The sequence below is a fragment of the Burkholderia sp. Tr-20390 genome (genome assembly GCF_017104595.1).
Classification (GTDB): Bacteria; Pseudomonadota; Gammaproteobacteria; order Burkholderiales; family Burkholderiaceae; genus Burkholderia.
The window spans coordinates 1-20,692 of sequence record NZ_JAAGPC010000156.1; the positions used below are offsets into that span (position 1 = coordinate 1).

At 70.0% G+C, this 20,692-nt stretch carries 20 protein-coding genes; 6 read left to right on the forward strand and 14 right to left on the reverse strand.

The genetic code is table 11. The annotated features are described in order from the left end of the window. Window positions 1–1,255 (forward strand): divalent metal cation transporter (locus G3N98_RS30145; protein ID WP_241026147.1); only part of this gene is annotated, 1,255 nt, incomplete at its 5' end. Window positions 1,256–1,337: 82 nt separating this feature from the next. Here the strand turns inward: G3N98_RS30145 and G3N98_RS30150 are convergent. The 7 genes from G3N98_RS30150 to G3N98_RS30180 all read right to left on the reverse strand — a co-directional run bounded on the left by G3N98_RS30150 (window position 1,338) and on the right by G3N98_RS30180 (window position 5,993). Continuing rightward, a complete protein-coding gene (locus G3N98_RS30150) occupies window positions 1,338–1,946 on the reverse strand; it encodes a DUF892 family protein (RefSeq protein WP_175238093.1) in 609 nt (202 codons plus the stop codon). A 57-nt stretch (window positions 1,947–2,003) separates the two neighbouring features. Further along, a complete protein-coding gene (locus tag G3N98_RS30155; protein ID WP_206150251.1) occupies window positions 2,004–2,609 on the reverse strand; it encodes a DUF4142 domain-containing protein in 606 nt (201 codons plus the stop codon). A 34-nt stretch (window positions 2,610–2,643) separates the two neighbouring features. After that, on the reverse strand, window positions 2,644–3,501 hold the full coding sequence (locus G3N98_RS30160) for an SDR family oxidoreductase (protein WP_089476623.1): 858 nt from the start codon (window positions 3,499–3,501) through the stop codon (window positions 2,644–2,646). A 106-nt stretch (window positions 3,502–3,607) separates the two neighbouring features. Next, complete coding sequence (locus G3N98_RS30165; RefSeq protein ID WP_089429284.1) at window positions 3,608–4,177, reverse strand: hypothetical protein; 570 nt, start codon at window positions 4,175–4,177, stop codon at window positions 3,608–3,610. Between the two features lie 29 nt (window positions 4,178–4,206). Then, window positions 4,207–4,506, reverse strand: a complete 300-nt coding sequence (locus tag G3N98_RS30170; protein ID WP_175238089.1) for a DUF2795 domain-containing protein — start codon at window positions 4,504–4,506, stop codon at window positions 4,207–4,209. Window positions 4,507–4,532: 26 nt separating this feature from the next. Continuing rightward, window positions 4,533–5,561, reverse strand: coding sequence for an SDR family oxidoreductase (locus G3N98_RS30175; RefSeq protein ID WP_089434096.1), 1,029 nt, complete (start codon window positions 5,559–5,561; stop codon window positions 4,533–4,535). Between the two features lie 30 nt (window positions 5,562–5,591). Beyond that, window positions 5,592–5,993: a BON domain-containing protein gene (locus tag G3N98_RS30180; RefSeq protein WP_089476622.1), complete on the reverse strand. Its 402-nt coding sequence runs from the start codon at window positions 5,991–5,993 to the stop codon at window positions 5,592–5,594. A gap of 242 nt (window positions 5,994–6,235) precedes the next feature. Between G3N98_RS30180 and G3N98_RS30185 the strand changes: the two genes are divergently transcribed. Continuing rightward, entirely contained in the window at window positions 6,236–7,555 is a 1,320-nt protein-coding gene (locus G3N98_RS30185; RefSeq protein WP_206150253.1) for a glycosyltransferase family 1 protein, read from the forward strand. Next, the gene (locus tag G3N98_RS30190) at window positions 7,555–8,601 is read left to right on the forward strand and encodes a UDP-glucuronic acid decarboxylase family protein (RefSeq protein WP_089430080.1); all 1,047 of its coding nucleotides are present in this window, start codon (window positions 7,555–7,557) and stop codon (window positions 8,599–8,601) included. The genes G3N98_RS30185 and G3N98_RS30190 overlap by 1 nt, the downstream gene beginning before the upstream one ends. 39 nt (window positions 8,602–8,640) lie before the next feature. Here G3N98_RS30190 and G3N98_RS30195 read toward each other — a convergent pair whose 3' ends face one another. Next, the gene (locus G3N98_RS30195; protein WP_206150255.1) at window positions 8,641–10,962 is read right to left on the reverse strand and encodes a PAS domain-containing protein; all 2,322 of its coding nucleotides are present in this window, start codon (window positions 10,960–10,962) and stop codon (window positions 8,641–8,643) included. 101 nt (window positions 10,963–11,063) lie between these two features. Here G3N98_RS30195 and G3N98_RS30200 point away from each other — a divergent pair, with 101 nt between their 5' ends. Together G3N98_RS30200 and G3N98_RS30205 are read left to right on the forward strand one after the other, a co-directional pair. Continuing rightward, window positions 11,064–11,774 (forward strand): PIG-L family deacetylase, encoded by a 711-nt coding sequence (locus tag G3N98_RS30200; protein ID WP_089476619.1) that lies wholly within the window; start codon window positions 11,064–11,066, stop codon window positions 11,772–11,774. Further along, window positions 11,753–12,676, forward strand: coding sequence for a glycosyltransferase (locus G3N98_RS30205; protein ID WP_206150257.1), 924 nt, complete (start codon window positions 11,753–11,755; stop codon window positions 12,674–12,676). The genes G3N98_RS30200 and G3N98_RS30205 overlap by 22 nt, the downstream gene beginning before the upstream one ends. Window positions 12,677–12,690: 14 nt before the next feature. On the opposite strand, the gene G3N98_RS30210 is transcribed toward G3N98_RS30205, so the two are convergent. After that, window positions 12,691–14,058 carry a sigma-54 dependent transcriptional regulator gene (locus tag G3N98_RS30210; protein WP_089434090.1) on the reverse strand — a complete coding sequence of 456 codons (1,368 nt, stop codon included), beginning with the start codon at window positions 14,056–14,058 and terminating at the stop codon, window positions 12,691–12,693. 345 nt (window positions 14,059–14,403) lie between these two features. On the opposite strand from G3N98_RS30210, the gene G3N98_RS30215 reads away from it, so the two are divergent. Then, window positions 14,404–15,444, forward strand: coding sequence for a sigma-54 dependent transcriptional regulator (locus G3N98_RS30215; RefSeq protein WP_206150259.1), 1,041 nt, complete (start codon window positions 14,404–14,406; stop codon window positions 15,442–15,444). 22 nt (window positions 15,445–15,466) lie between these two features. Here G3N98_RS30215 and G3N98_RS30220 read toward each other — a convergent pair whose 3' ends face one another. The 5 genes from G3N98_RS30220 to G3N98_RS30240 form a co-directional block, all read right to left on the reverse strand. Continuing rightward, window positions 15,467–16,417 carry a glycosyltransferase gene (locus G3N98_RS30220; RefSeq protein ID WP_206150261.1) on the reverse strand — a complete coding sequence of 317 codons (951 nt, stop codon included), beginning with the start codon at window positions 16,415–16,417 and terminating at the stop codon, window positions 15,467–15,469. Continuing rightward, window positions 16,407–17,492 (reverse strand): glycosyltransferase family 9 protein, encoded by a 1,086-nt coding sequence (locus G3N98_RS30225; protein WP_206150263.1) that lies wholly within the window; start codon window positions 17,490–17,492, stop codon window positions 16,407–16,409. The genes G3N98_RS30220 and G3N98_RS30225 overlap by 11 nt, the downstream gene beginning before the upstream one ends. Beyond that, window positions 17,489–18,490 (reverse strand): glycosyltransferase, encoded by a 1,002-nt coding sequence (locus G3N98_RS30230; protein ID WP_206150265.1) that lies wholly within the window; start codon window positions 18,488–18,490, stop codon window positions 17,489–17,491. Before G3N98_RS30230 ends, G3N98_RS30225 begins: the two co-directional genes overlap by 4 nt. Further along, window positions 18,487–20,232 (reverse strand): carbamoyltransferase C-terminal domain-containing protein, encoded by a 1,746-nt coding sequence (locus G3N98_RS30235; RefSeq protein WP_206150267.1) that lies wholly within the window; start codon window positions 20,230–20,232, stop codon window positions 18,487–18,489. Before G3N98_RS30235 ends, G3N98_RS30230 begins: the two co-directional genes overlap by 4 nt. Before the next feature lie 3 nt (window positions 20,233–20,235). After that, a partial coding sequence (locus tag G3N98_RS30240; protein WP_206150269.1) for a glycosyltransferase family 9 protein occupies window positions 20,236–20,692 on the reverse strand: 457 nt, incomplete at its 5' end.

Consider the following 20,692-nt stretch of genomic DNA (forward strand, 5'->3'; position numbering starts at 1 on the left):
GCCGGCCGCGGGCGCCGCGCCGCGCACCGCGGCACCGTGGTACCGGCGGCTCGGCCCCGGCCTGCTCGCGGGGGCGTCCGATGCCGATCCGAGCAACATCGCGGTCTACGCGCAGGCCGGCAGCCAGTTCGGCTTCAACATGCTGTGGATGATCGTCGTCACGCTGCCGATGATGGTCGCCGTGCAGCTCGCGTCGGCGTTCATCGGACGCCGCAACCGTGCGGGCCTCGTCGCCGCCATCCGCGAGCACTTCTCCGACCGGCTCGCCAAGACGCTGATCGTGATGGTCGCGATCGTCAACGTCGTCAACGTCGGCGCCGATCTCGCGGCGATGGGCGACGCGACCGCGCTCGTCGCGGGCGGGCACAGCTACTGGTACGCCCCGGTCTACGGGATCGCCTCGCTCGCGCTGCAGGTGACGCTGTCGTACGAGCGCTATGCGCGCTGGCTCAAATGGATGACGCTCGGGCTGATCGCCTACGTCCTCGAACTCGGCTTCGTGCCGATCGACTGGCACGGCGTGATGCATGCGATCGTGCTGCCGAGGATCGAATTCACGCACGCGTATGCGACGACCACGGTGGCCGTGCTCGGCACGACGCTGAGCCCGTACCTGTTCGTGTGGCAGGCCGCGCTGGAAGTGGAGGAAACCGCATCCGGGCCACCCGACACGCGCCGCGAGACCGAGCGGCGCGTCACGTTCGACACGTGGGTGGGCATGATCGTCACGAACGCGGTGTCGTTCTGCATCATGGTGATCGGCGCCGCGGTGTTCTTCGCGCGCGGCCGGCACGACATCGGCACCACCGCGCAAGCCGCCGAAGCGCTGCGGCCGATCGCCGGCGAAGCCGCGTTTCTCGTGTTCGCGTTCGGCATCGTCGGCTGCGGGCTGCTCGCGATTCCCGCGTTCGCGGGCAGCGCCGCGTACGGCTGCGCGGAAGCGTGGCGGTTCCGCGAAGGGCTGAACGAGCCGGTGCGGCGTGCCCCCGCGTTCTATGCGGTGCTGGCGCTGTGCGTGATCATCGGCATCGTGATCTGCGTGAGCCCCATCGATCCGATCAAGGCGCTGTACTGGAGCGCGGTGCTCAACGGGATCGCGGCGGTACCGATGCTCGTGCTCGTGATGCTGCTGACGCACCGGCGCGAGGCGGCCGGACAACCCGGCAGCGGCATCGTGTCGAAAACGTTCGGCTGGCTGGCGGTCGCGCTGATGGCGGCGTCGGTCGTGACGATGGTCATCGACCTGCTGACCTGAACCGCGCACCGACCGTTCATTGCGCGCGCCGCTTTCGCGGCGCCGGGCCGGCCGCGTCGCGGCCATGCCCGGCCCGCCGCGCTCACATCATCTTGCCGCGCGAACGTTCGGCGCGCGCCGCGTCCGCCGCCGACTCGACCTTCTTCACTTCCTCCGGCGGCGGCAGCACCGCCTTGAAGCCCATCGACGCGATCCACATCTCGCGCGCCCAGCCCCGCGTGTGATACAGATGATGATCCTCGTCGGCCTCGACCTCGTCGTGCGCGTCCTTCAGCGTCTTCGCGGCATCGCCCGACAATTGATCGGCCGCATAGCCGATCAGCTCCCAGTTCAGGTGATCCTTGGTCTCGGCGAGCACCACGCACTCGGCCGCGACGACCTGCGCGACGGCCGGCTCGGCCTGCTTCTGCGCCTGCTCGATCGTATGCACGAGCGCCTTGCCGATGGCCGCCACCGCGCTGCGGCCGGGCGTCTGCGCGTCCGGGTCCATGCCGAACGTCTCGAACACCTTGCGCAGCACCTCCTGGTGATGCAGCGTCTCGCGATGGTACTTCTCCCATTCCTTGTGCAGATCCTCGTCGGTCGCGCATTGCAGCGCGGCTTCGTAGATCTTCGCGCCGCCAAGCTCGGTTTCGTATGCCTGGCAGAGCAATTCGCGGATGCCTTCGTGTTTCGGTTGCCGATGGGCCATGACTGCCTCTCCAAAAAGACGGGCCGCACCCGCGGCCCGGGGTTGAACGGGCGCGCGTTACTGCGCGCCCACCTTGCGTTCGAGCGCCTGCGCCATGCTCAGGTGATGCCGCAGCGTCGGCAGCGTGGTGCTCGCGAACTCCTTCAATTGCGGATCCCGCCCGTCGCGCGCCTCGCCTTCGAACAGCGCGACGGCCTTGCGGTGCGCCTCCGGGCCGACCGCCGCGACGTACGCGACGTCGAAGTCGCGACCGTGCTTGCCGCGCAGCGCCTCGACGTCGGGGTCCTGGATCTGCTCGACCTGCGGCTTCATGCCCTGGCGCGCGGCGATCTCGTTCAAGCGCGCATTCGCCTTGCCGTGATCGGCCACCATGCGCTGCGCGAAGGCGCGCACGTCCGGCGACTGCGCCTGCCGCAGCGCGAGCTGGCTCGCCTGCACCTCGGCCTTGCCGGCGATCGCGGCCTTATCGACGAATTCCGCGTCGCCGCCTTGCGGCGCTTTCGCGATCATCGCGTCGCCCGCGCCCGACGACGGGTTGATCACGCCGCCCGGCACATGTGAATTCGATGCGGGCGGCTCGCTCGGCTTCTGCGCGCGGGCGAGCCCGCCGGCGGCGAGCACGGCCGCGGCGAACGCCGCGATCGTCCAGTTGGGTCGTTTCATGGGCTTCCTCCTTGCATGGGGCGAGAGACGGCCGTCAGCCGCCGACGATCGAGCCGCCGTTCGGGTGCAGCGTCTGCCCGGTCATGTAGCTCGCGCCTTCCGACGCGAGCAGCACGTAGCAGCCGATCAGTTCGTCCGGCTGCCCCGGCCGCTTGAGCGGCACGTTCGCGCCGAACTTCGCGACCTGCTCGGCCGTGAACGTCGACGGAATCAGCGGCGTCCAGATCGGCCCGGGCGCGACCGCGTTGACGCGGATGTCGCGTTCGGCCAGCTCCGCCGACAGCGACCGCGTGAACGCGACGATCGCGCCCTTGGTCGCCGAGTAGTCGGGCAGCGTCGGATTGCCGTGATACGCGGTCACCGATGCGGTGTTGACGATGCGTCCGCCGTGCTTCATGTGCGGCAGCGCGGCCTGCGTGCAGAAGAACATGCCGTACACGTTCGTGCGGAACGTGCGTTCGAGCTGTTCCTCGGTCACGTCCTCGATGCCCGGGCGAGGATGCTGTTCGCCCGCGTTGTTCACGAGCACGTCGAGCCGCCCGAGCCGCTCGACCGTGCGCGCCACCGCGTCGTACGCCTGCCGTCGGTCGCCGACGTCGCACATGATCGCCTCGCAACGCCGGCCGGCCTGCTCGATCAACTGCTTCGTATGCGCGGCGTCGGCCGACTCCTTCAGGTAGACGATCGCGACGTCGGCCCCTTCCTTCGCGAAGCCGATCGCGACCGCGCGGCCGATCCCGCTGTCGCCGCCCGTCACGAGCGCGACCTTGCCGGCGAGCTTGCCGCTGCCGACGTAGTCGGCGGCGTCGTCGCGCGGCTGCGGATGCATGTCGCGCTCGGTGCCCGGCTGGTGGTCCTGGTGCTGGGGCGGCGGAGTCTGTGCGGCAGTCATGGGGGCGTTCCTCCCTGAACGGTGTCGTCATATCGCTCGCAAGCGGCGTGCCGCACCGGGCAACGCCGTCGTTGCGCGTGCCACGCTGCAAACGGGCGTAAAAAATTCAGCGTGGCTGGCCGTCCGACGCGGGCTCGCCGGGCCGGCGTACCGGATCGAAGTCGCGCCACTCGCCGTCCTGCCAGTCGCCCTCGACACGCTCGATCGACGACGCCCCGGTCGCGCGCAGCACGTCCTCCGCGGTATTCACGGTGTCGGGCGCCACGCGCACCGCGAGGATCACGCCGGATTCGCTCTGCGCGAGCGTGCCCTTGCCCTCGGCCTGCTCGCCGCGCATCCGGCCCAGCGCGCCGCCGAAGGCGCCGAGATACGCGCCGGCCAGCGCGGCGGCGGCCGGAACGAACCAGTAGCGCACGCCGATCGCATAGACGAGGAGCCCCACGACGATGCCGATCACCACCCCGCGGATCGCGCCGATCATCGCGCCGCGCCCGCCCGGCTTCGCCGCCGTATCGGCATAGACGTCGCCGCCGATCGGAAAGCGCGCATGCTGTCCAGCCGGATTCAGGAAGAAGATCGATACGTCGTCCGAACCGAACGCGCGCTCGTAAAGGTGACGCGCCCCACCTTCCGCTTCGTCGAACGTCGTGAAGCGGCCTGCGACGATCATCGCCATGGTCGTGCTCCTCGTGACGGGGGTGGCGCTCACATCAGCCGCCCGAGTTCCTTCGACACCGACGCCGGCGTGCCGTATTCGCGATCGGGAATGCGGCGAAGCATGTCGATCACGCCGGGGTCCGCGTGCGAGCGTTCCGCGCACTCGACGACCGCCGCCTTGCTGGCCGGATAGTCCATGCCCTTCAACGCCTTCTGCACGTCGATCGGGCTCGGCGCCTTGCCGTGGCCGCCCTGATGGCCGCCCTTGTCATGGTCCTGCTGCGCGCGCTCGCCTTCGTGCGCGCGCGAGTGGCTGTATTCGTGGCCCGTATGTTGTCGGGATGTCATGAAAATCTCCTTGGGGATGAACGAAATCACGTCGACGCACGGCGCGCCCGCGCCAGCGCGGCGACCACCAGCGCCGCCGCACCGAGGGCGACCGCCCCCGCCACCTTCGGCCGCTGAACCACCGTGTTGTAGGCGCAGCCGCGCAGCACGGGCCCGTCCATGCCTTCGCGCTCGTGCAGCGCATGGCGCGGCTCGTACAGCGCGTTGTCGTCGCGCGGGCGGGCGGGTCGATCCGTGCGCTGGCTGCGCCAGAACAGCCGGGCCGCGATGCGATCGAACAGGTGCGGCGCGTGATACGCGCTCGCCGACGTGAACTTCGCCGCGCCGCCCACGAACAGCGTGCGGCGCGGATGCGCGGCCGCGAACAGGATCGCGTCGGCCACCAGTTCCGGGTCGTAGATCGGCGGCGGCAGCTTCGCCTCGACGTTCATGTAGTTTTTCGCGTGCATCACGAACATCGTGTCGATCGCGGCCGGCTTGATCAACGTCACGGACACCGGCAGGTGGTCACCCTCCATCTCGAGCCGCAGCGAATCGGTAAAGCCCTTCACCGCATGCTTGGACGCCGCATACGCGCTCTGCAACGGCACCGGCGCGTCGGACGCCTCGCTGCCCATGTTGATGATCGCGCCGCCGTGAAAATCGTCCTTGCGCCGGAAGTGGTCGGCCGCCACGAGCGAGCCGTGCACGACGCCCCAGTAGTTGGTGTCGAACAGCTTGCGCTGGTCGTCGAGCGGCACCGCGGAAGCCGGGCCGAAGATCGATACGCCGGCGTTGTTGATCCACGTGTCGAAGCCGCCGTAGGTCTCGACGGCCTTGGCGGCCGCGCGCTGCAGGTCCTCGAGATTGCCCACGTCGCCCGCGACCGCCACCGCGAGATCGCCATGCTGGCGAAGCTCCTCGCACAACGTATTGAGCGCGGCTTCGTTCCGCGCGAACAGCACCAGCTTCGCGCCGCGGCGCGCGGCCTTGCGCGCGGTGACGAGGCCGATGCCGCTCGTCGCGCCGGTGATCACGATCGTCTGCTCGCCGACCGGTTTGAGCATGCAGTTCATGGCTGGACTCCTTGTGCGGCGCGGCCGCGGTCACTTGGCCCGGATCGTCAACTGATCGCGCACGTCCTGCACGCCGTCGACCTGCTTCACGACGCTGACGGCCTGCGTGCGCTGCGCCTCGTCGGGCACGCTGCCGGTGAGCGTCACGATGCCGCGCCGCGTCTTCACGTGGATGTCGCCGGACGACAGCCCGTTCGTCCCGACCAGCTCGGCCTTCGCCTTGGTCGTGATCGTGGCGTCGCGGATTTTCGTGCCGGTCGTCGTATGCGACGACGCTGACGCCGACGCGGCACTGTCGTCGCCGGCGGCGAGCGCGTTCGGCGCGATCACCGCGCACGCCGTGGTGGCGGCGATCGCGATCGCCATGCCGGCGCGCATCGCGTTGCGACGACGGACCCTCGGGGAACGGGCTTGCAGCGGGAATGCCTTCATCGTGACCTCCTTTCGTCGAGCCGGGATAGCCGGCGGGTGAGCGGGACAGCGCAAGTCGCGTGCCTCGGTGCCGGTGCGGCGCCGCCGCGGGTTCGCCCGATCAGACGCCCTTTCATCCAACCCGTTGTAATTTTTTCGGTATCCCGACGGGGGGCTCCGCGGGCAACGCCCCGGGTATGCCGCTTGCCGAACCACCGGCAACGGTGGCCCATCCACGCGGCCCCGATACCGGGAGCAACACCATGCAAAGAATCGCGTTGATCAGTGAGCACGCATCGCCGCTGGGGGTGATCGGCGGCGTCGATGCCGGCGGGCAGAACATCTATGTCGCGAACGTCGCGAAGCAACTGGCCGAGCGCGGCCTCGACGTCGATGTCTATACGCGTTGCGACAACCCGCACCTGCCGGAAGTCGTGCCGATCGGCACGCACATGCGCGTGATCCACGTACCGGCCGGGCCGCCGACCGACGTGCCCAAGGAGCGGCTGCTGCCGTACATGGTCGCGTTCGCGGACGGCATGGTCGCGCGCATGCGGCGCGAGCCCGACCCGGTCGACGTGATGCACGCGAACTTCTTCATGTCGGGCGACGCGGCATTGCGCGTGAAGCGGCAGCTCGGCATTCCGCTCGTCACGACCTTCCATGCACTCGGCCGCGTGCGCCGGCTGCACCAGGGCGACGCCGACGGCTTTCCCGATGCGCGCTTCGCGATCGAGGAGACGCTCGCGCGCCGTTCGGACCGCGTGATCGCCGAATGCCCGCAGGATGCGCTCGACCTGACGACGCACTATCGCGCCAATGCCGCGCGCATCGAGATCGTGCCGTGCGGCTTCGACGTGCGGGAACTCAGGCCGACGCCGCGCATCGACGCGCGCGCGCAGCTCGGCTGGCCGCAGGATGCCTTCGCCGTGCTGCAGCTCGGCCGCCTCGTGCCGCGCAAAGGCATCGACACGGTGATCGACGCGCTGGCCCGCATGCCGCGCGACCCACGCCGGCCGACCCACCTGTATATCGTCGGCGGCAGCCAGGCCACGCCCGACCCGGCCCGCGACCCGGAACTCGCCCGCCTCGCCGGGCTGGCGCACGACCTGGGGATCGCCAATCGCGTGACCTTCGTCGGCCGGCGCGACCGCGACGCGCTGCACCTGTACTACAGCGCGGCCGACGTGTTCGTCACGACCCCGTGGTACGAGCCGTTCGGCATCACGCCGGTCGAGGCCATGGCCTGCGCGACGCCGGTGATCGGCAGCCACGTCGGCGGCATCCGCACGACGGTGGAAGACGGCAAGACCGGCTATCTCGTGCCGCCGCGCGATCCCGCCGCGCTGGCCGCGCGGCTCGTCCAGCTGCGCGCGCAACCCGAACTGGGCGCGGCGCTGGGACGCGCCGGCTACCTGCGCGCGCATCGCTTCTATACATGGCAAGGCGTGGCCGACCGGCTGGTCGACATCTATCGCGACGTCGCGCGGCCGCGCAGCGCCGGCGCGTCCGCCGGCACCGGTCGCCGCACGCCCGTGTCGATCACATCGGGCGCGCTCGCCCATCGCAAGGAGAACGCATGATGAAGGGCCATGATCGCAAACGCGTGCTCGTCGCCGGCGGCGCCGGCTTCCTCGGCTCGCACCTGTGCGAACGCCTCGTGACGGACGGCCACGACGTGCTGTGCGTCGACAATTTCTACACGGGCGCGAAGGACAACATCGCGCATCTGCTCGACGCGCCGACCTTCGAACTGATGCGGCACGACGTGACGTTTCCGCTCTATGTCGAGGTCGACGAGATCTACAACCTCGCGTGCCCCGCGTCGCCCGTCCACTACCAGCGCGACCCCGTCCAGACGACCAAGACGAGCGTGCACGGCGCGATCAACCTGCTCGGTCTCGCGAAGCGCGTGAAGGCGCGCATCCTGCAGGCGTCCACGAGCGAGGTGTACGGCGACCCCGACGTCCACCCGCAGCACGAGCAATACTGCGGCCGCGTGAATCCGGTCGGCCTGCGCGCCTGCTACGACGAAGGCAAGCGCTGCGCGGAAACGCTGTTCATGGACTATCACCGCCAGTACGGCGTCGACGTGCGGATCGCGCGCATCTTCAACACGTACGGCCCGCGCATGCATCCGGCCGACGGCCGCGTCGTGTCGAACTTCATCACGCAGGCGCTCGCCGACGCGCCGCTGACCGTCTATGGCGACGGCAGGCAGACGCGCTCGTTCTGTTACGTGGACGACATGGTCGACGCGCTGATCCGGCTGATGAATGAGCCGGGCGACGCGAGCGAACCGGTCAATCTCGGCAGCGACGCCGAGATCGCGATGCTCGACATCGCGCGCGAAGTCGTGCGGATCGTCGGCGCGACGGTCGCGATCGAGTTCCGGCCGCTGCCGTCCGACGATCCGCGCCAGCGGCGGCCGAACCTCGATGCCGCGCAGCGGCGCCTCGACTGGCGCGCGACCACGCCGCTCGCCACCGGGCTCGCGCGTACCGTGCGGTACTTCATTCATCGGCAGGCCGCGCTTCACCAACCGGGCGATCTCGTGCGCAGCACGCAGATCGCGTCGCACCTGCTCGCGCAGGCCGATATGCCGCGCCGCCCGGCACCGGCGCAGTGACGACGCCGGCGCGTCCGGCGCGCGCCGTCCGTCAGTCCGTCAGTCGTCGCGCTTCGTCACGAGCATGATCTTGTGCGCCAGTTCGCGCACGTCGACCGGCTTGCACAGATAGCCGTCGAAGCCGGCCTCGAGGGCTCGGCGCTCATCCGCCGGGCCCGCGTGCGCGGTGACGGCAAGCACGCGCAGGTTCCGCGTGTCGCCGTTGCCGTCGCCGTCGCCATTGCCCGCACCGCGCCGAAGCGCGTCGAGCAGCCAGAAGCCGTCTCCGTCCGGCATCGCGAGATCGGACAGCACGACGGTGGGCTGCAGGCCGGCGGCCATCGCGAGCGCTTCGCGGCCCGACGACGCGACCGTGACGGCCGCGCCGAACGTCGTCAGCGCGGCGGTCAGGCTCGCGCGCGTCGTCGCATCGTCGTCGACGATCAGGATCCGCTGCGCGGCGAGCCCGAGCGGCGCGTGACGGTCGCCCGCCTGCGCGAGCCCCCACGCCATCGCGCCGGCCGGCTGCCAGCCGGCCGGCAGCCTCACCGTGAACGTCGAGCCGAGATCGCGGCCCGCGCTTTCGGCCGTCACGGTGCCGCCGTGCAGCTCCGCGATATGCCGCACGATCGACAGCCCGAGACCGAGCCCGCGCCGCGACGACGCGGGCGAATCGTCCGCGCGACGGAACATGTCGAAGACGTACGGCACGAACTCGGGCGCGACCCCCTGCCCCGTGTCGGCCACGGTCAATACCGCATGCGTGCCGTTGCGCGCGAGCCCGACATGCACGCTGCCGCCGCCCGGCGTGAACTTCAGCGCGTTCGACACGAGGTTCGACAGCATCTGCCGCAGCCGTTCGGCGTCGCCGGACACGATGAACGTGCTGGACCCGCAAGCGAATTCGAGCATGACGCCGGCCGACGACGCGGCCGTCTGGAACGTGCCGACCGAGTCGGAGAACAGCCGCGCGAGGTCGACCGGCGCCGCGTCGAGCCGCAGCTTGCCGGTCGCGAGCGACGACGCGTCGAGAATGTCGCCGACCATCCGCGTGAGCGAGCGCGCGCTGCGGTCGATCGCATCGATCGCCTGACGCTGCAGCGCGTGGTCGACCGAATGGCGCAATACCTCGACCCAACCGTAGATCACGTTCAGCGGCGTGCGCAGTTCGTGCGACACCGTGGCCAGCAACTCGTCCTTCAACCGGTTCGACGTATCGGCCTGGTCGCGCGCATCGCGCGCCCCCTGCAACGATCGCGTCGCGCGCAGATCATTCCGGCGCCGCGCCCCGGTCTCGTGCAGCGTCAGCGACAGCGCGAGGGCCGAGCGCGCATCGCCGTGCAACGGGCGGGCCGACACGGTCGCGCGAAACCGCCGGCCGTCGCGCCGGACGCACAGCAGTTCAATGGGCCCGAGCGCGTCGCTCAGGCCGTCGAACGATTCGGCGAGCGGGCTGCGCCGCAGCCAGCGCATCGCGACCAGGGACTCGAGCGAACGGCCGCGTGCGTCGTCTTCGTCATAGCCGAAAATCCGCTGCGCGGCCGGGTTCCAGCTGACGATGCGGCCATCGCCGTCGACGCCGACGATCGCGTCGGGCGACGCGTCGACGACCGCTTGCTGAAGACGCGACGCATCGACCCGCGCGCGGTCCGCGCTGGCGTCACGCACGATCATCACCGCGCCGTCGATGTGGCCGTCCACGTCACCGAGCGGCGACGCCACCTCGACGACCGGTACCGGATCGCCGCCCTCCGCCGCCTGCAGCCAGTGCCGGTCGGACGTCGCATGGGCGCCGCCGAGCGCGCGTTCGAGCGGGGTCGTCGGCACGCGACCGCCCGCGTCGTCGACGATCCGCAGCACGTCGCGCGCGGGCCGCCCCGTCGCGTCTTCCGGCGTGCAACCGACGAGCGCGGCCGCGGCCGCGTTGAGGTAGGTGACCCGCCCGTTCGCATCGGCCGCGATCACGCCGTGCGGCAGTGCCTGCAACACGGCTTCGAGCCGCTGCCGCGCGGCCGCCTCGCGCCGGCGCGCACGATCGTTCGTGAGCCGCGCATGGCGCAGCATCGCCGCGAGCGCGCACACCAGCACGCCGACCAGCATGAACGTGCCGAGCTGCACGAGCCGATCGGGCAGCGGCTGCGTATAGGCCGCGGGATCCGAGAGGAACAACGTCCACACGAGTATTCCGCTGGCCACGGTCGACACGATGCCGAACAGGAACGACGTCGCCCATGCGGCGCCCGCGAGCAACGGGTAGTACAGCACGAACGGCAGGTTCACGCCGCCGAAACGGATCGCGAGCGACTGCAACACGGTCGCGATCGCGACCAGCATCGCTGCCATCACGTAATTGCCGGCGCGCGGTCGGGTCATTTCAATCATCGGACACGTTCCTGCCTCGAGTGGCCGGGCGCTCTCCCGGAAACGACGGCCGGGCACGACGCCTGCTCGCCCGGCTGGCCCACCACCCGGGAGATCATCTCGTGACGCATGACCCGACACGCTGGCTCGTTATCTCGCCCCATCTGGACGACGCCGTCTTCAGTTGCGGGCGCCTGCTTGCGGCAGCGCCCGGCTCGATCGTCGTCACCGTATTCGCCGGCATTCCGCCGCGCGATGCGCCGGCGCCGCCATGGGATCGCCGCGCAGGCTTCCAGCGCGCCGACGAAGCCGTGCGCGCGCGCCGCGACGAAGACCGACGCGCGCTCGCACGGCTCGACGCGCAGCCGGTCTGGCTCGACTTTCTCGACGATCAATACGGCACGCCCGCCGCATCGGCCGCGATTGCCGCGCGCGTGGCGCGGGAGATCGACGCTCACGCCGGGTTCGGCGTCCTCGCGCCGGCCGGCCTGTTCCACCGCGATCATCTGCAAGTGCAGCAGGCCGCGCTGTCGCTGCTGGAGCGCGCACGCGCGTCGCACGACGCGGCGCGCGCGTGGCGCTTCTACGAGGACGTCCCGTACCGCCGGATCGCGGGGCTGATGGCCCAGCGCGTGACCGGCTGGCGCGAGCGCGGCTGGATCACCCATCGGGCCGGCGCCCCGGCCTGCGACCGCGCGGAAGCCATCGCCGCGAAAGCCGCCGCGGTCGCCGCGTATGCGAGCCAGGTTGGGTTGTTCGATCCTCATATGCGTGCCGATCTCAAGGAACCCGAAACGTACTGGCGGCTCGAATGCGACGTCACGTTCGCGTAACCCCCGCGCGCCACGTTGCGCCGCCGCCCGAACCGCGCGTGACCGCCATCGTGCTGACGTTCCGACGACCGGCCGGGCTCGCGCACACGCTGGCCCGGCTCTCGTCGCTGCCCGACCGGCCCGCCATCGTCGTCGTCGACAATGCGGCGCAAGCCGACACCGTCGCGCTGATCCGCCAACGCTATCCGCACGTCGTACTCGTGCAGGCGCCCGCCAATCTCGGCGCGGCCGGCCGCAATCTCGGCGTGGCCGTCGCCCGCACGCGCCACGTCGCGTTCTGCGACGACGACACATGGTGGGCGCCCGGTTCGATCGAGCAAGCGGCGGACCTGCTCGACGCGTATCCGCACGTCGCGGCCGTCACCGCGCGCGTGCTCGTCGGCCCTGACCAGCGCGAAGACCCGACCTGCCGCCTGATGGCCGACAGCCCGCTCGATGCGCCCGTCACGCTGCCCGGCCGCCCGATCCTCGGCTTGCTGGCCGGCGCGACGGCGTTCCGGCGCGACGCGTTCATGCAGCCAGGCGGCTACCATCCGCGCTACTTTCTCGGCGGCGAGGAAGCGCTGCTCGCGCTCGACCTGTACCGCGCCGGCGGATGGCTCGTCTATGCGCCGCGCCTCACGGTCCACCATGACCCGTCGCCGCAGCGCGACGCGCACACGCGCACCCGCGTCACCGCCCGCAACGCGGTATGGACTGCCTGGCTCAGGTGGCCGGCCCCGGCCGCGCTGCGGCAGACCGTGCGGCTGCTGCCGCGCCTGTGGCGCGACCGCATGCTCGCGCGCACGTTCGCGGGCCTGGCGTGGATCCTGCGTGAGCGCCGTACGATCCCGCCGCACGTGGAACGCATGCGCCGCCAGCTTGAACGCGATGCGCGTCGGGATGCGTGCCACGGAGCATGAGCGCGGCGGCACCATCAGGAATCCGGTTTTCCCGCATCGTCGTCCAGTTGCGCGAGCCGGTTGTAGATCGTCTTCAGGCTGACGTCGAGCACCTCGGCCGCCTGCGCCTTCACGCCGCCGCATTGCGCGATCGTGCCGAGGATCAGCTTGCGGTCGACTTCCTCGAGCGGCGTGCCGAACGGCACGGTGACGCGATCGTCATGCGAATCGACCATGCTCGACAACTCGTCCATGATCGGCGGCGGCAGCGTATCGATCAGGTCCGTATCGCTGAAGATGCTCGCGCGCTGCACGAAGTTGCGCAGCTCGCGCACGTTGCCGGGCCACGCATAGGTCTTCAGCGCGTCGCGCGCGGCGGGCGAGAAACGCAATGAACGGCCGCTTTCCTCGTTGTAGCGCTGCAGGAACGCATCGGCAAGCATCGGGATGTCGTCGCCGCGCTCGCGCAGCGACGGCAGCGGGATCGGAAACACGTTGATCCGGTGGAACAGGTCGGGCCGCAGCTTGCCGTCGGCCATCGCGGCCTCCGGGTCGCGGTTGGTCGCCGCGACGATGCGCACATCGACATCGATCTCGCGCGTCGAGCCGAGCCGCGTGAGGCGCCCCGTCTCGAGCACGCGCAGCAGCTTGACCTGTGACTCGAGCGGCATCTCGGTGATCTCGTCGAGAAACAGCGTGCCGCCGTCCGCGCGTTCGAAGAAGCCCTTGTGCTGGCGCTCCGCGCCCGTGAAGCTGCCGCGGTCGTGACCGAACATCTCGCTCTCGACGAGGTTCGCGGCGATCGCGCCGCAGTTCACCGCGAGGAACGGGCCGCGACGGCGCAGGCTCAGGTCGTGCACCGTCTGCGCGGCGAGCTCCTTGCCGGTGCCCGATTCGCCCGTCAGCAGCACCGATGCCTCCGTGCGCGCGACCCGGCCGATCGCGTCGTAGACGGCCTGCATCGCGGGCGAGCTGCCGAGCATGCGGCCGAAGCGGCCGAGGCGCTGCAGTTCCGAACGCAGTTCGGCAATCTCTTCATGCAGCGCGGTGGTGCGCGGCACGCGCGCGAAGATGCTGTTCAGCCGCTGCATGTTGAGCGGCTTCACCAGGTAGTCGGTCGCGCCGCGCCGCAGTGCGTCGATCGCGGTTTCGAGGCTCGCGTGGCCGGTGGTCAGCACCATTTCACAGTGCGCACGCTTCGGCAACGCATCGAACAAATCCATCCCGTTCCCGTCCGGCAGCACGAGATCGCACAGCACGAGATCGGGGGGATGCGTCGACACGAGCGTGCGCGCTTCCTCGAGCGTCGCGGCCGTATCGCACGACAGCTGCTGGGTGCGGGCGAGCGTCGCGAGCATGGTGCGTGTATCGGCATCGTCTTCGACGATCAGGACGTAGGGCATCGAGGCTCCTCTTGAAGCGGCCCGACCCGTGCATGGCCGGAACCGCGACGGACGCGCAGCGCACTGTCTCCACCTCGTTTCGTGGCGGTATGCGCCGCGCTTGCATGATCGGAAGGACAAGCGTTCCTGCGCGGGATACGACGCTTAGCAGTATAGAAGAATGATGTCGTGCATTCCCCGCCTATCGAATAAATCTATCCGGCCGCGCGGCCCGCATTGCAGATTCAATGTCTCACCGTCGGTATAAAAGGTATTCTCGATACAGGAAAACGGTGACGCATGCCACGTCATTTTTTCACCTGGTCTCGACGCATTCGGTCAAATCTTCCCATTCGATATCACACCATGTCGAAATCCGTCGATGACGGCACGCGGCTCTTCGGCCGCTCGCGTACGATCCAGACCCTGTTGCTGAAGGTGTCACGCGTGGCCGTGACGCGCGTCGGCGTGCTGATCGTCGGCGAAAGCGGCGCGGGCAAGGACATCGTCGCGCGGCTCCTGCACGACATGAGCCCACGCCGCCGCGGGCCGTTCGTTCCCGTCAATTGCGGCGCGATTCCTCACGACATTGCGGAATCGCACCTGTTCGGTCACGAGAAAGGCAGTTTCACCGGCGCCGTTGCCCAGCACGTCGGCATGTTCGAGGCCGCGCGCGGCGGCACGCTGTTTCTCGACGAGATCGCCGAAATGCCGGCCGAGCTGCAGGTCAAGCTGCTGCGCACGCTCGAGTCGAACACGATCGTGCGGGTCGGCGGCCACGAATCGATCCCGCTCGACGTGCGGATCGTCGCCGCCACCCATCACGACCCGGTCGAGGCCGTGCGCAGCGGGCGGCTGCGCGAGGACCTGTTCTACCGGATCGCGACGGTCGCGCTGCACGTGCCCGCGCTCAGGCAGCGCGAGGACGACGTCGACGATATCGCGCTGCAGATCGTCGAGCGGCTGAACGCGCGGCACCGCACGAGAAAACGGCTGTCCATCCAGGCGATGAAGGCGTTGCGCGCCTACACGTGGCCCGGTAACGTGCGCGAGCTGCGCAATACGCTCGAGCGCGCGTTCATCCTCGCCGACGAGCAGATCGAGCTGCAGTTGCCGCGCCGTGCGCCGCCGCGCGACGAATGTCGTCACAACGCGATCACGCTGCATATCGGCACGACGCTCGCGCACACGCAGCAGCGCTTCATCGTTGCGTCGCTGCGGCATTTCAACGGCGACAAGCCGCGCACCGCAAAAGCGCTCGGCATCAGCCTGAAGACGCTGTACAACCGGCTCGCGCTCCTGCCCGAACATGAACGGGAGGCGTTTCGCGGAACCGGCACGTCGAGCATGCCGAACACGTCGAACACGTCGAACGTGCCGAACCCGCCCGACGCACCGACGCCCTGAGCCCGCGCGGCACGCGTGCGGCTCACGTCGCGACGTCGTGCAACGCCGCGTCCCAGTCGCGCACGAACCGCTCGATGCCGAAGCGCTCGCACGCGTCGCGTCGCGCGGCGGCGCCCCACTCGCGTGCGAGATCGGGATCGCGGATCAGCATGCGCATCGCATCGATCAGCACGGCCGGCCGCGTATCGGCCATGCCGTTTCGGCCGCTCCGGATGAGCAGCGCCATCTCGGTCGTCGCGAGCGCGACGATCGGCATCCCGATCATCATCGCCTCGATCACCGCGAGCCCGAGGCTCGTATAGCGGATCGGATTGAAGAAGAACCGGTAGTGCGACAGGAAGTGTGGGAGTGCCGGGTTCGGCACCTCGCCGATCCCGCCCAGCTCGGCCGAACCCATCCCGACCAGTTCGAGCGGCACGCTGTGACGCGCGGCCTCGAACAGGTCGGCGCCCAGCCGACGCCCCCGGCGCGCGAGGTTGTTCACGACCGTCACGCCTTTCGGCAACGTCCCGTGATACGCGACGTTGTCCGGCATCAGCACGCCATGCTCGATCACGCGCGTCGGCGTCACGCCGTTGTCCCACATCAGCGCGTTGAACGGCGTCACGTGCACCAGCAGGGCGTTCGGATCCTGCACCGGATGCAGCGTATCGGTCGGATGCTCGCGCGGCGGATCGTGCTCGACGAACAGGGTCGGCAACGCACGCTGGTCATCGCTCAGCAGCATCAGGCGGTCGTGCTCGTAATGCTTCTGATGCTGGTACAGCACGCAGTCGAATGCGGTGTCGCGCACGCACTCCGCCGGCACCTCGTGCACGTTGTCACCCCATGGCAGGTGCCCGACGCGGCCCGCATAGCCGGGCGGATCGTGCGGCTTCGTCACGAGGAAAAAATCGTGCGGCGCCTGCGACAGGTAATACAGGTAGTTGCCATGCACGTGCCAGGTCAGCACGCGCAGCCGCTTACGTGACATGACGCCTCTCCTCCGCCAGCAGTTCGCCCGCCCGCTCGACCACGTCGCCGACACCGATCGCCATCGCGCATTCGTGCCCATACGGGCACGTGTCGAACATGCACGGCCGGCACGCCGGATAGTTCGCGAGGACGCGATGCCGCGCGCCGTCGAGCGGCGCCCAGCGGGCCGTGTCGCTGCCGCACGCGACGACCACGCTCGGCGTGCCGAGCGCCGCCGCGACGTGCGACACGCCCGTGTCGTTGCACAACACCAGCCGTGCGCGTCCGATCAGCGCGGCCAGCGCGCCGAGCGGCGTGCGGCCGCACAGGTTCACGCAGGGCCGCGCGAGGTGCTCGGCGAACGCACCGGCCAGCGCCAGTTCCGCGCGCGTGCCGGTCAACACGATCTGCCAGCCGTCGTCGGCGAGCTGCCGTGCGGCAAGCGCGAAGCGCTCGACCGGCCAGCGCCGCGACGCCATCCGCGCGCCGGGATGCACGATCACGTAACGCCCCGGATCGAGCGCATGCTCGTCGCACAGCACGTGCCACAACGCGTAATCCAGCCCGCCGAGCGGGAATTCGAGGTAGTCGCCCCATTCCGCATAGCCGAGCGCGCGCATCAGCGCCAGGTATCGCGTGACTTCCGGCTCGTCGTCCCGCCACACGAGCGTGTGGTCGAGCCGGGTCGCGCCACCGTCGGCCGGCACGAAGCCGGCCGTGCGCGTGGCCCCGAGCGACGCGACGATCGCGTTGGTGTGCGTGCCGCTGCCGTGCAGCTGGATCGCGAGGTCGAAATCCCGTGCGCGGCACTCGGCGATGAACGCTTCACGGGCGGCTGCGTCGGGCACCGGTTGTTCGCCGAGCCCCGGCGCACCGGGAAACGCGATGAAACCGTCGAGGTAGTCCGAGAAGCGCGACGCAAACTCGCGCGCCCACGGCAGCCCGATCAGCGTGATCCGCGCGTCGGGTTCACCGCGCCGCAGCGCACGCAACGCGGGCACCGCGCACAGCATGTCGCCGAGCTGCAGCGCACGGAACACCGCGATGCGCGTCGGCCGCCGCACGCGCTCGAAATCGGCAGGTTCGGTCGTCATAGGAACAGGACCCGGAAATGAAGCGCGCCGCGCATGCGCCAGTACAGCGACACGGGCGGAATCGCGATGGACGTGACGATCATCTCGGCCACGTGCGACGGCGTGAGCTGCGTGCCGCGCAGGCGCTTCACGCAGAACGCCGCGGTCAACACGGCCCAGGCCGCCGCGCATGCCACGCCCGGCGCCGGCCACCCGGCCGCGAAGCACACGAGCGCGCCGAGCGCGGCGAGCACCGCCGCGTAGTAATGCCACGGCGGCACCGGCCGGATATGGCGGCGGTAGGTCGCACGGTGCTTCTTGTACAGCAGCGCGTCGAAATAGACCTTCGACTGCTGGCCGATGCTCGCGCCCCAGCGCGCCGGGCGCACCGGATGCACGATGCACGCCGCATCGGCGTCGACGATCGGCCCCGCGTGTTCGCGCAACGCGAACATCAGGTCCGCGTCCTCGCGCCAGGCGCGCGTGAAGCGTTCGTCGAAGCCGCCGACCCGTTCGAGCGCCACGCGCCGCACGAAACAGTTCGCCGTCGCGAATTCCGCATGCGCGAGGCCGGCCGCGTCGCGTTCGTAGTCGGTCGGGTGCGGCCGCAACGGCACGTCGATGCGGCCCGCGGCGGCGGATGCGGACGGTTCGGCCAGCAACGCGGCCGTGCCGTGGCGCAGCCACGCCGGATCGGGAATCGTGTCGTCGTCGGTGAACGCGATCAACGCGCCGCACGCGCTGCGCCAGCCGACGTTGCGCGCACCGGCCGGCCCCTGCGTGGCGGGCGCGGTCATGTAGCGGATCGCCGGCACGTCGGTCACGCGCGCACGGCACCGCTCGACGACGGGCCGCGCGCTGCCGGCGGCGTCGTCGTCGACCACGATGATCTCGTAGGCCGTCGGGTCGAACACCTGCACGCACAGTGCGTCGAGGCAGCGTTCGAGCAGGTCGGGCCGCCGGTAGGTCGGCACGACGACCGACACGACCGGCGGCCGTTGCGTATCGCGCGCGTTCATCTCGGTTTCTCCAGCAGGAACGAACCGATCACGAGCGCATCGAGCGGCGACGTCCAGAAGCATTCGAGCGCGTCGCGCGGCGTGCAGACGATCGGCTCGCCGCGGGTATTGAACGACGTGTTGACGAGCACCGGTACGCCGGTGAGCGCGTCGAACTCGGTCAGCAACGCGTGCAGCAGCGGATGCTGGGTCTCGTCGACGGTCTGCACGCGCGCGGTGCCGTCGATATGGCGCACGGCCGGAATCGTCGCTTCGGCGCCGGGCGCGACGTCGTACACGAACAGCATGAACGGCGCGCGCAGCGGCGTACGCCGTCCGCCGCGAAACCAGTGATGCGCCTTGCTTTCGAGCACGACCGGCGCGACCGGCCGAAAGTCCTCGCGATCCTTGATCTGGTTGAGCTTGCGCTGCATGTCCGGGTCGGTCGGCGACGCGAGGATCGAGCGTGCGCCGAGCGCGCGCGGGCCGAACTCCATGCGCCCCTGGAACCAGCCGATCACGCGGTTCGCCGCGAGCAGCGCGGCCGTTTGCGCGGCGACGTCGGCGAGCCGCCGGTACGGCAGCTGGGCGTCCTTCAGGAACGCCTCGATCGCGTCGTCGCCGTACGACGGCCCGAGATACGCATGGTCCATCCGCCATGCGCCGCGCTCGCCGCGCATCCGGAAGTCGGTCCACAGCGCCGCGCCGAGCGCGGTGCCGGCGTCGCCGGCGGCGGGCTGCACCCACACGTCGTCGAACGGGCCGCGATCGCGGATCTTCGCGTTCATCACGCAGTTCAGCGCGACGCCGCCCGCCATCGCGAGCTGCCGTTCGCCGGTGCCGGCGGCCAGCCAGTCGACCGCCTGCAACGCCGTTTCTTCCAGCACGAGCTGCAACGCATGCGCGATGTCGCAGTGATGCGGCTCGATCGGGCCGCCGCGTTCGCGCGGCGGGCCGAACAGCGCGACGAGATCGCCGTCGAGGATCGCGTAGCGTCCGTCGCCGTCGTAGCGCACCAGCTTGCGCATCGCGTCGGCGAACACCGGCTTGCCGTACGACGCGAGCGCCATCACCTTGTACTCGTCGGACGAATGCAGGAAGCCGAGGTAGCGCGTCACGCGTTCGTACAGCAACCCGAGCGAATGCGGCAGGTTCACCTGGCCGAGCCGCCGGTACGACCGGCCGTCGAACGCGCCGTAGCTGGTCGTCGCACGCTCGCCGCGCCCGTCCATCGTCATCACCGCGCAGCGCGCGTACGGCGCAGCGAGAAACGCGCTCGCCTCGTGCGCGAGATGGTGCTCGACGAAATGCCAGCGGAACGGCCCGTCGTGCGTGACACCACGAAAACGCCGCTGCAGGTGGTGCGGCGCGCCGCCCGCGAGCTGGCGCGGCGCGTTCACGATCGACGACAGGAACAGCGGATGCCAGGGCGACGCGCCGCCGTTGCGCGGCGCGTGCGCCGACGGCGAAAGCGGCAAGGTCAGCGACGGCTCGGCCGTGTCGCGGTCGAGCTCGAACCACGGGTCGTACGAATACGCGACGTGGTCGACGTCCGCGAGCGCGATGCCGGCCTCCGCGAGGCAGTAGTCGATCGCATGGTAGGGCAGCTCCCAGGTCGAGAACGGTACCGGGCGCTTCGCGTGCTTCACGTGCGTGAAGCGTTCGTCCTCGGCGGCCGCGATCACGACGCCGTCGCGCACGAGGCACGCGGCACTGTCGTGAAAGGCGGCGTTGATGCCGAGCGTATGGATCGGTTCGGGCATGCGTCAACTCCTCGTGATGGCGGGCGAGAACGGAATCACGTTCGACGGGCTCGCGTCGACCGGTCCGTCGCCCTGCATGGCGGCCCGCACGGCCGCGCGCCGCGCATGGCGCATGCGACCGCGCAGCAGCGCGTGCACGGCGGCGACCGCATCGTCGACGCTCACCTCCCGCAGGCACGGATGGCCGGGTTGATCGCACACGCTGCGGTAGCAGTTGCGGCACGGCACGTCGACGTTCAGCACCCGGTGCGGCACCCGCCACGGCGTGTGCTGCGGATTGGTCAGCGCATAGAGATCGACCACCGGCGTGCCGAGCGCGGCGGCGAGATGCACCGGGCCGGAATTGTTCGACAGCAGCAGGTCGGCCGTCTCGATCAGCGCGCCGAGTTCGCCGAGCGACAGCACGCCCGCCAACGGCACCGCGCGCGGGCCCGCGCGGGCGCATACCGTGTCGACCAGC

What these genes read in the sequence shown, in the direction of transcription:
- G3N98_RS30150 (WP_175238093.1), bottom strand. Translation starts at nt 1,946, where the DNA reads ATGGCCCATCGGCAACCGAAACACGAAGGCATCCGCGAATTGCTCTGC.
- G3N98_RS30155 (WP_206150251.1), bottom strand. Translation starts at nt 2,609, where the DNA reads ATGAAACGACCCAACTGGACGATCGCGGCGTTCGCCGCGGCCGTGCTC.
- G3N98_RS30160 (WP_089476623.1), bottom strand. Translation starts at nt 3,501, where the DNA reads ATGACTGCCGCACAGACTCCGCCGCCCCAGCACCAGGACCACCAGCCG.
- G3N98_RS30165 (WP_089429284.1), bottom strand. Translation starts at nt 4,177, where the DNA reads ATGGCGATGATCGTCGCAGGCCGCTTCACGACGTTCGACGAAGCGGAA.
- G3N98_RS30170 (WP_175238089.1), bottom strand. Translation starts at nt 4,506, where the DNA reads ATGACATCCCGACAACATACGGGCCACGAATACAGCCACTCGCGCGCG.
- G3N98_RS30175 (WP_089434096.1), bottom strand. Translation starts at nt 5,561, where the DNA reads ATGAACTGCATGCTCAAACCGGTCGGCGAGCAGACGATCGTGATCACC.
- G3N98_RS30180 (WP_089476622.1), bottom strand. Translation starts at nt 5,993, where the DNA reads ATGAAGGCATTCCCGCTGCAAGCCCGTTCCCCGAGGGTCCGTCGTCGC.
- G3N98_RS30185 (WP_206150253.1), top strand. Translation starts at nt 6,236, where the DNA reads ATGCAAAGAATCGCGTTGATCAGTGAGCACGCATCGCCGCTGGGGGTG.
- G3N98_RS30190 (WP_089430080.1), top strand. Translation starts at nt 7,555, where the DNA reads ATGAAGGGCCATGATCGCAAACGCGTGCTCGTCGCCGGCGGCGCCGGC.
- G3N98_RS30195 (WP_206150255.1), bottom strand. Translation starts at nt 10,962, where the DNA reads ATGATTGAAATGACCCGACCGCGCGCCGGCAATTACGTGATGGCAGCG.
- G3N98_RS30205 (WP_206150257.1), top strand. Translation starts at nt 11,753, where the DNA reads ATGCGACGTCACGTTCGCGTAACCCCCGCGCGCCACGTTGCGCCGCCG.
- G3N98_RS30210 (WP_089434090.1), bottom strand. Translation starts at nt 14,058, where the DNA reads ATGCCCTACGTCCTGATCGTCGAAGACGATGCCGATACACGCACCATG.
- G3N98_RS30215 (WP_206150259.1), top strand. Translation starts at nt 14,404, where the DNA reads ATGTCGAAATCCGTCGATGACGGCACGCGGCTCTTCGGCCGCTCGCGT.
- G3N98_RS30220 (WP_206150261.1), bottom strand. Translation starts at nt 16,417, where the DNA reads ATGTCACGTAAGCGGCTGCGCGTGCTGACCTGGCACGTGCATGGCAAC.
- G3N98_RS30225 (WP_206150263.1), bottom strand. Translation starts at nt 17,492, where the DNA reads ATGACGACCGAACCTGCCGATTTCGAGCGCGTGCGGCGGCCGACGCGC.
- G3N98_RS30230 (WP_206150265.1), bottom strand. Translation starts at nt 18,490, where the DNA reads ATGAACGCGCGCGATACGCAACGGCCGCCGGTCGTGTCGGTCGTCGTG.
- G3N98_RS30235 (WP_206150267.1), bottom strand. Translation starts at nt 20,232, where the DNA reads ATGCCCGAACCGATCCATACGCTCGGCATCAACGCCGCCTTTCACGAC.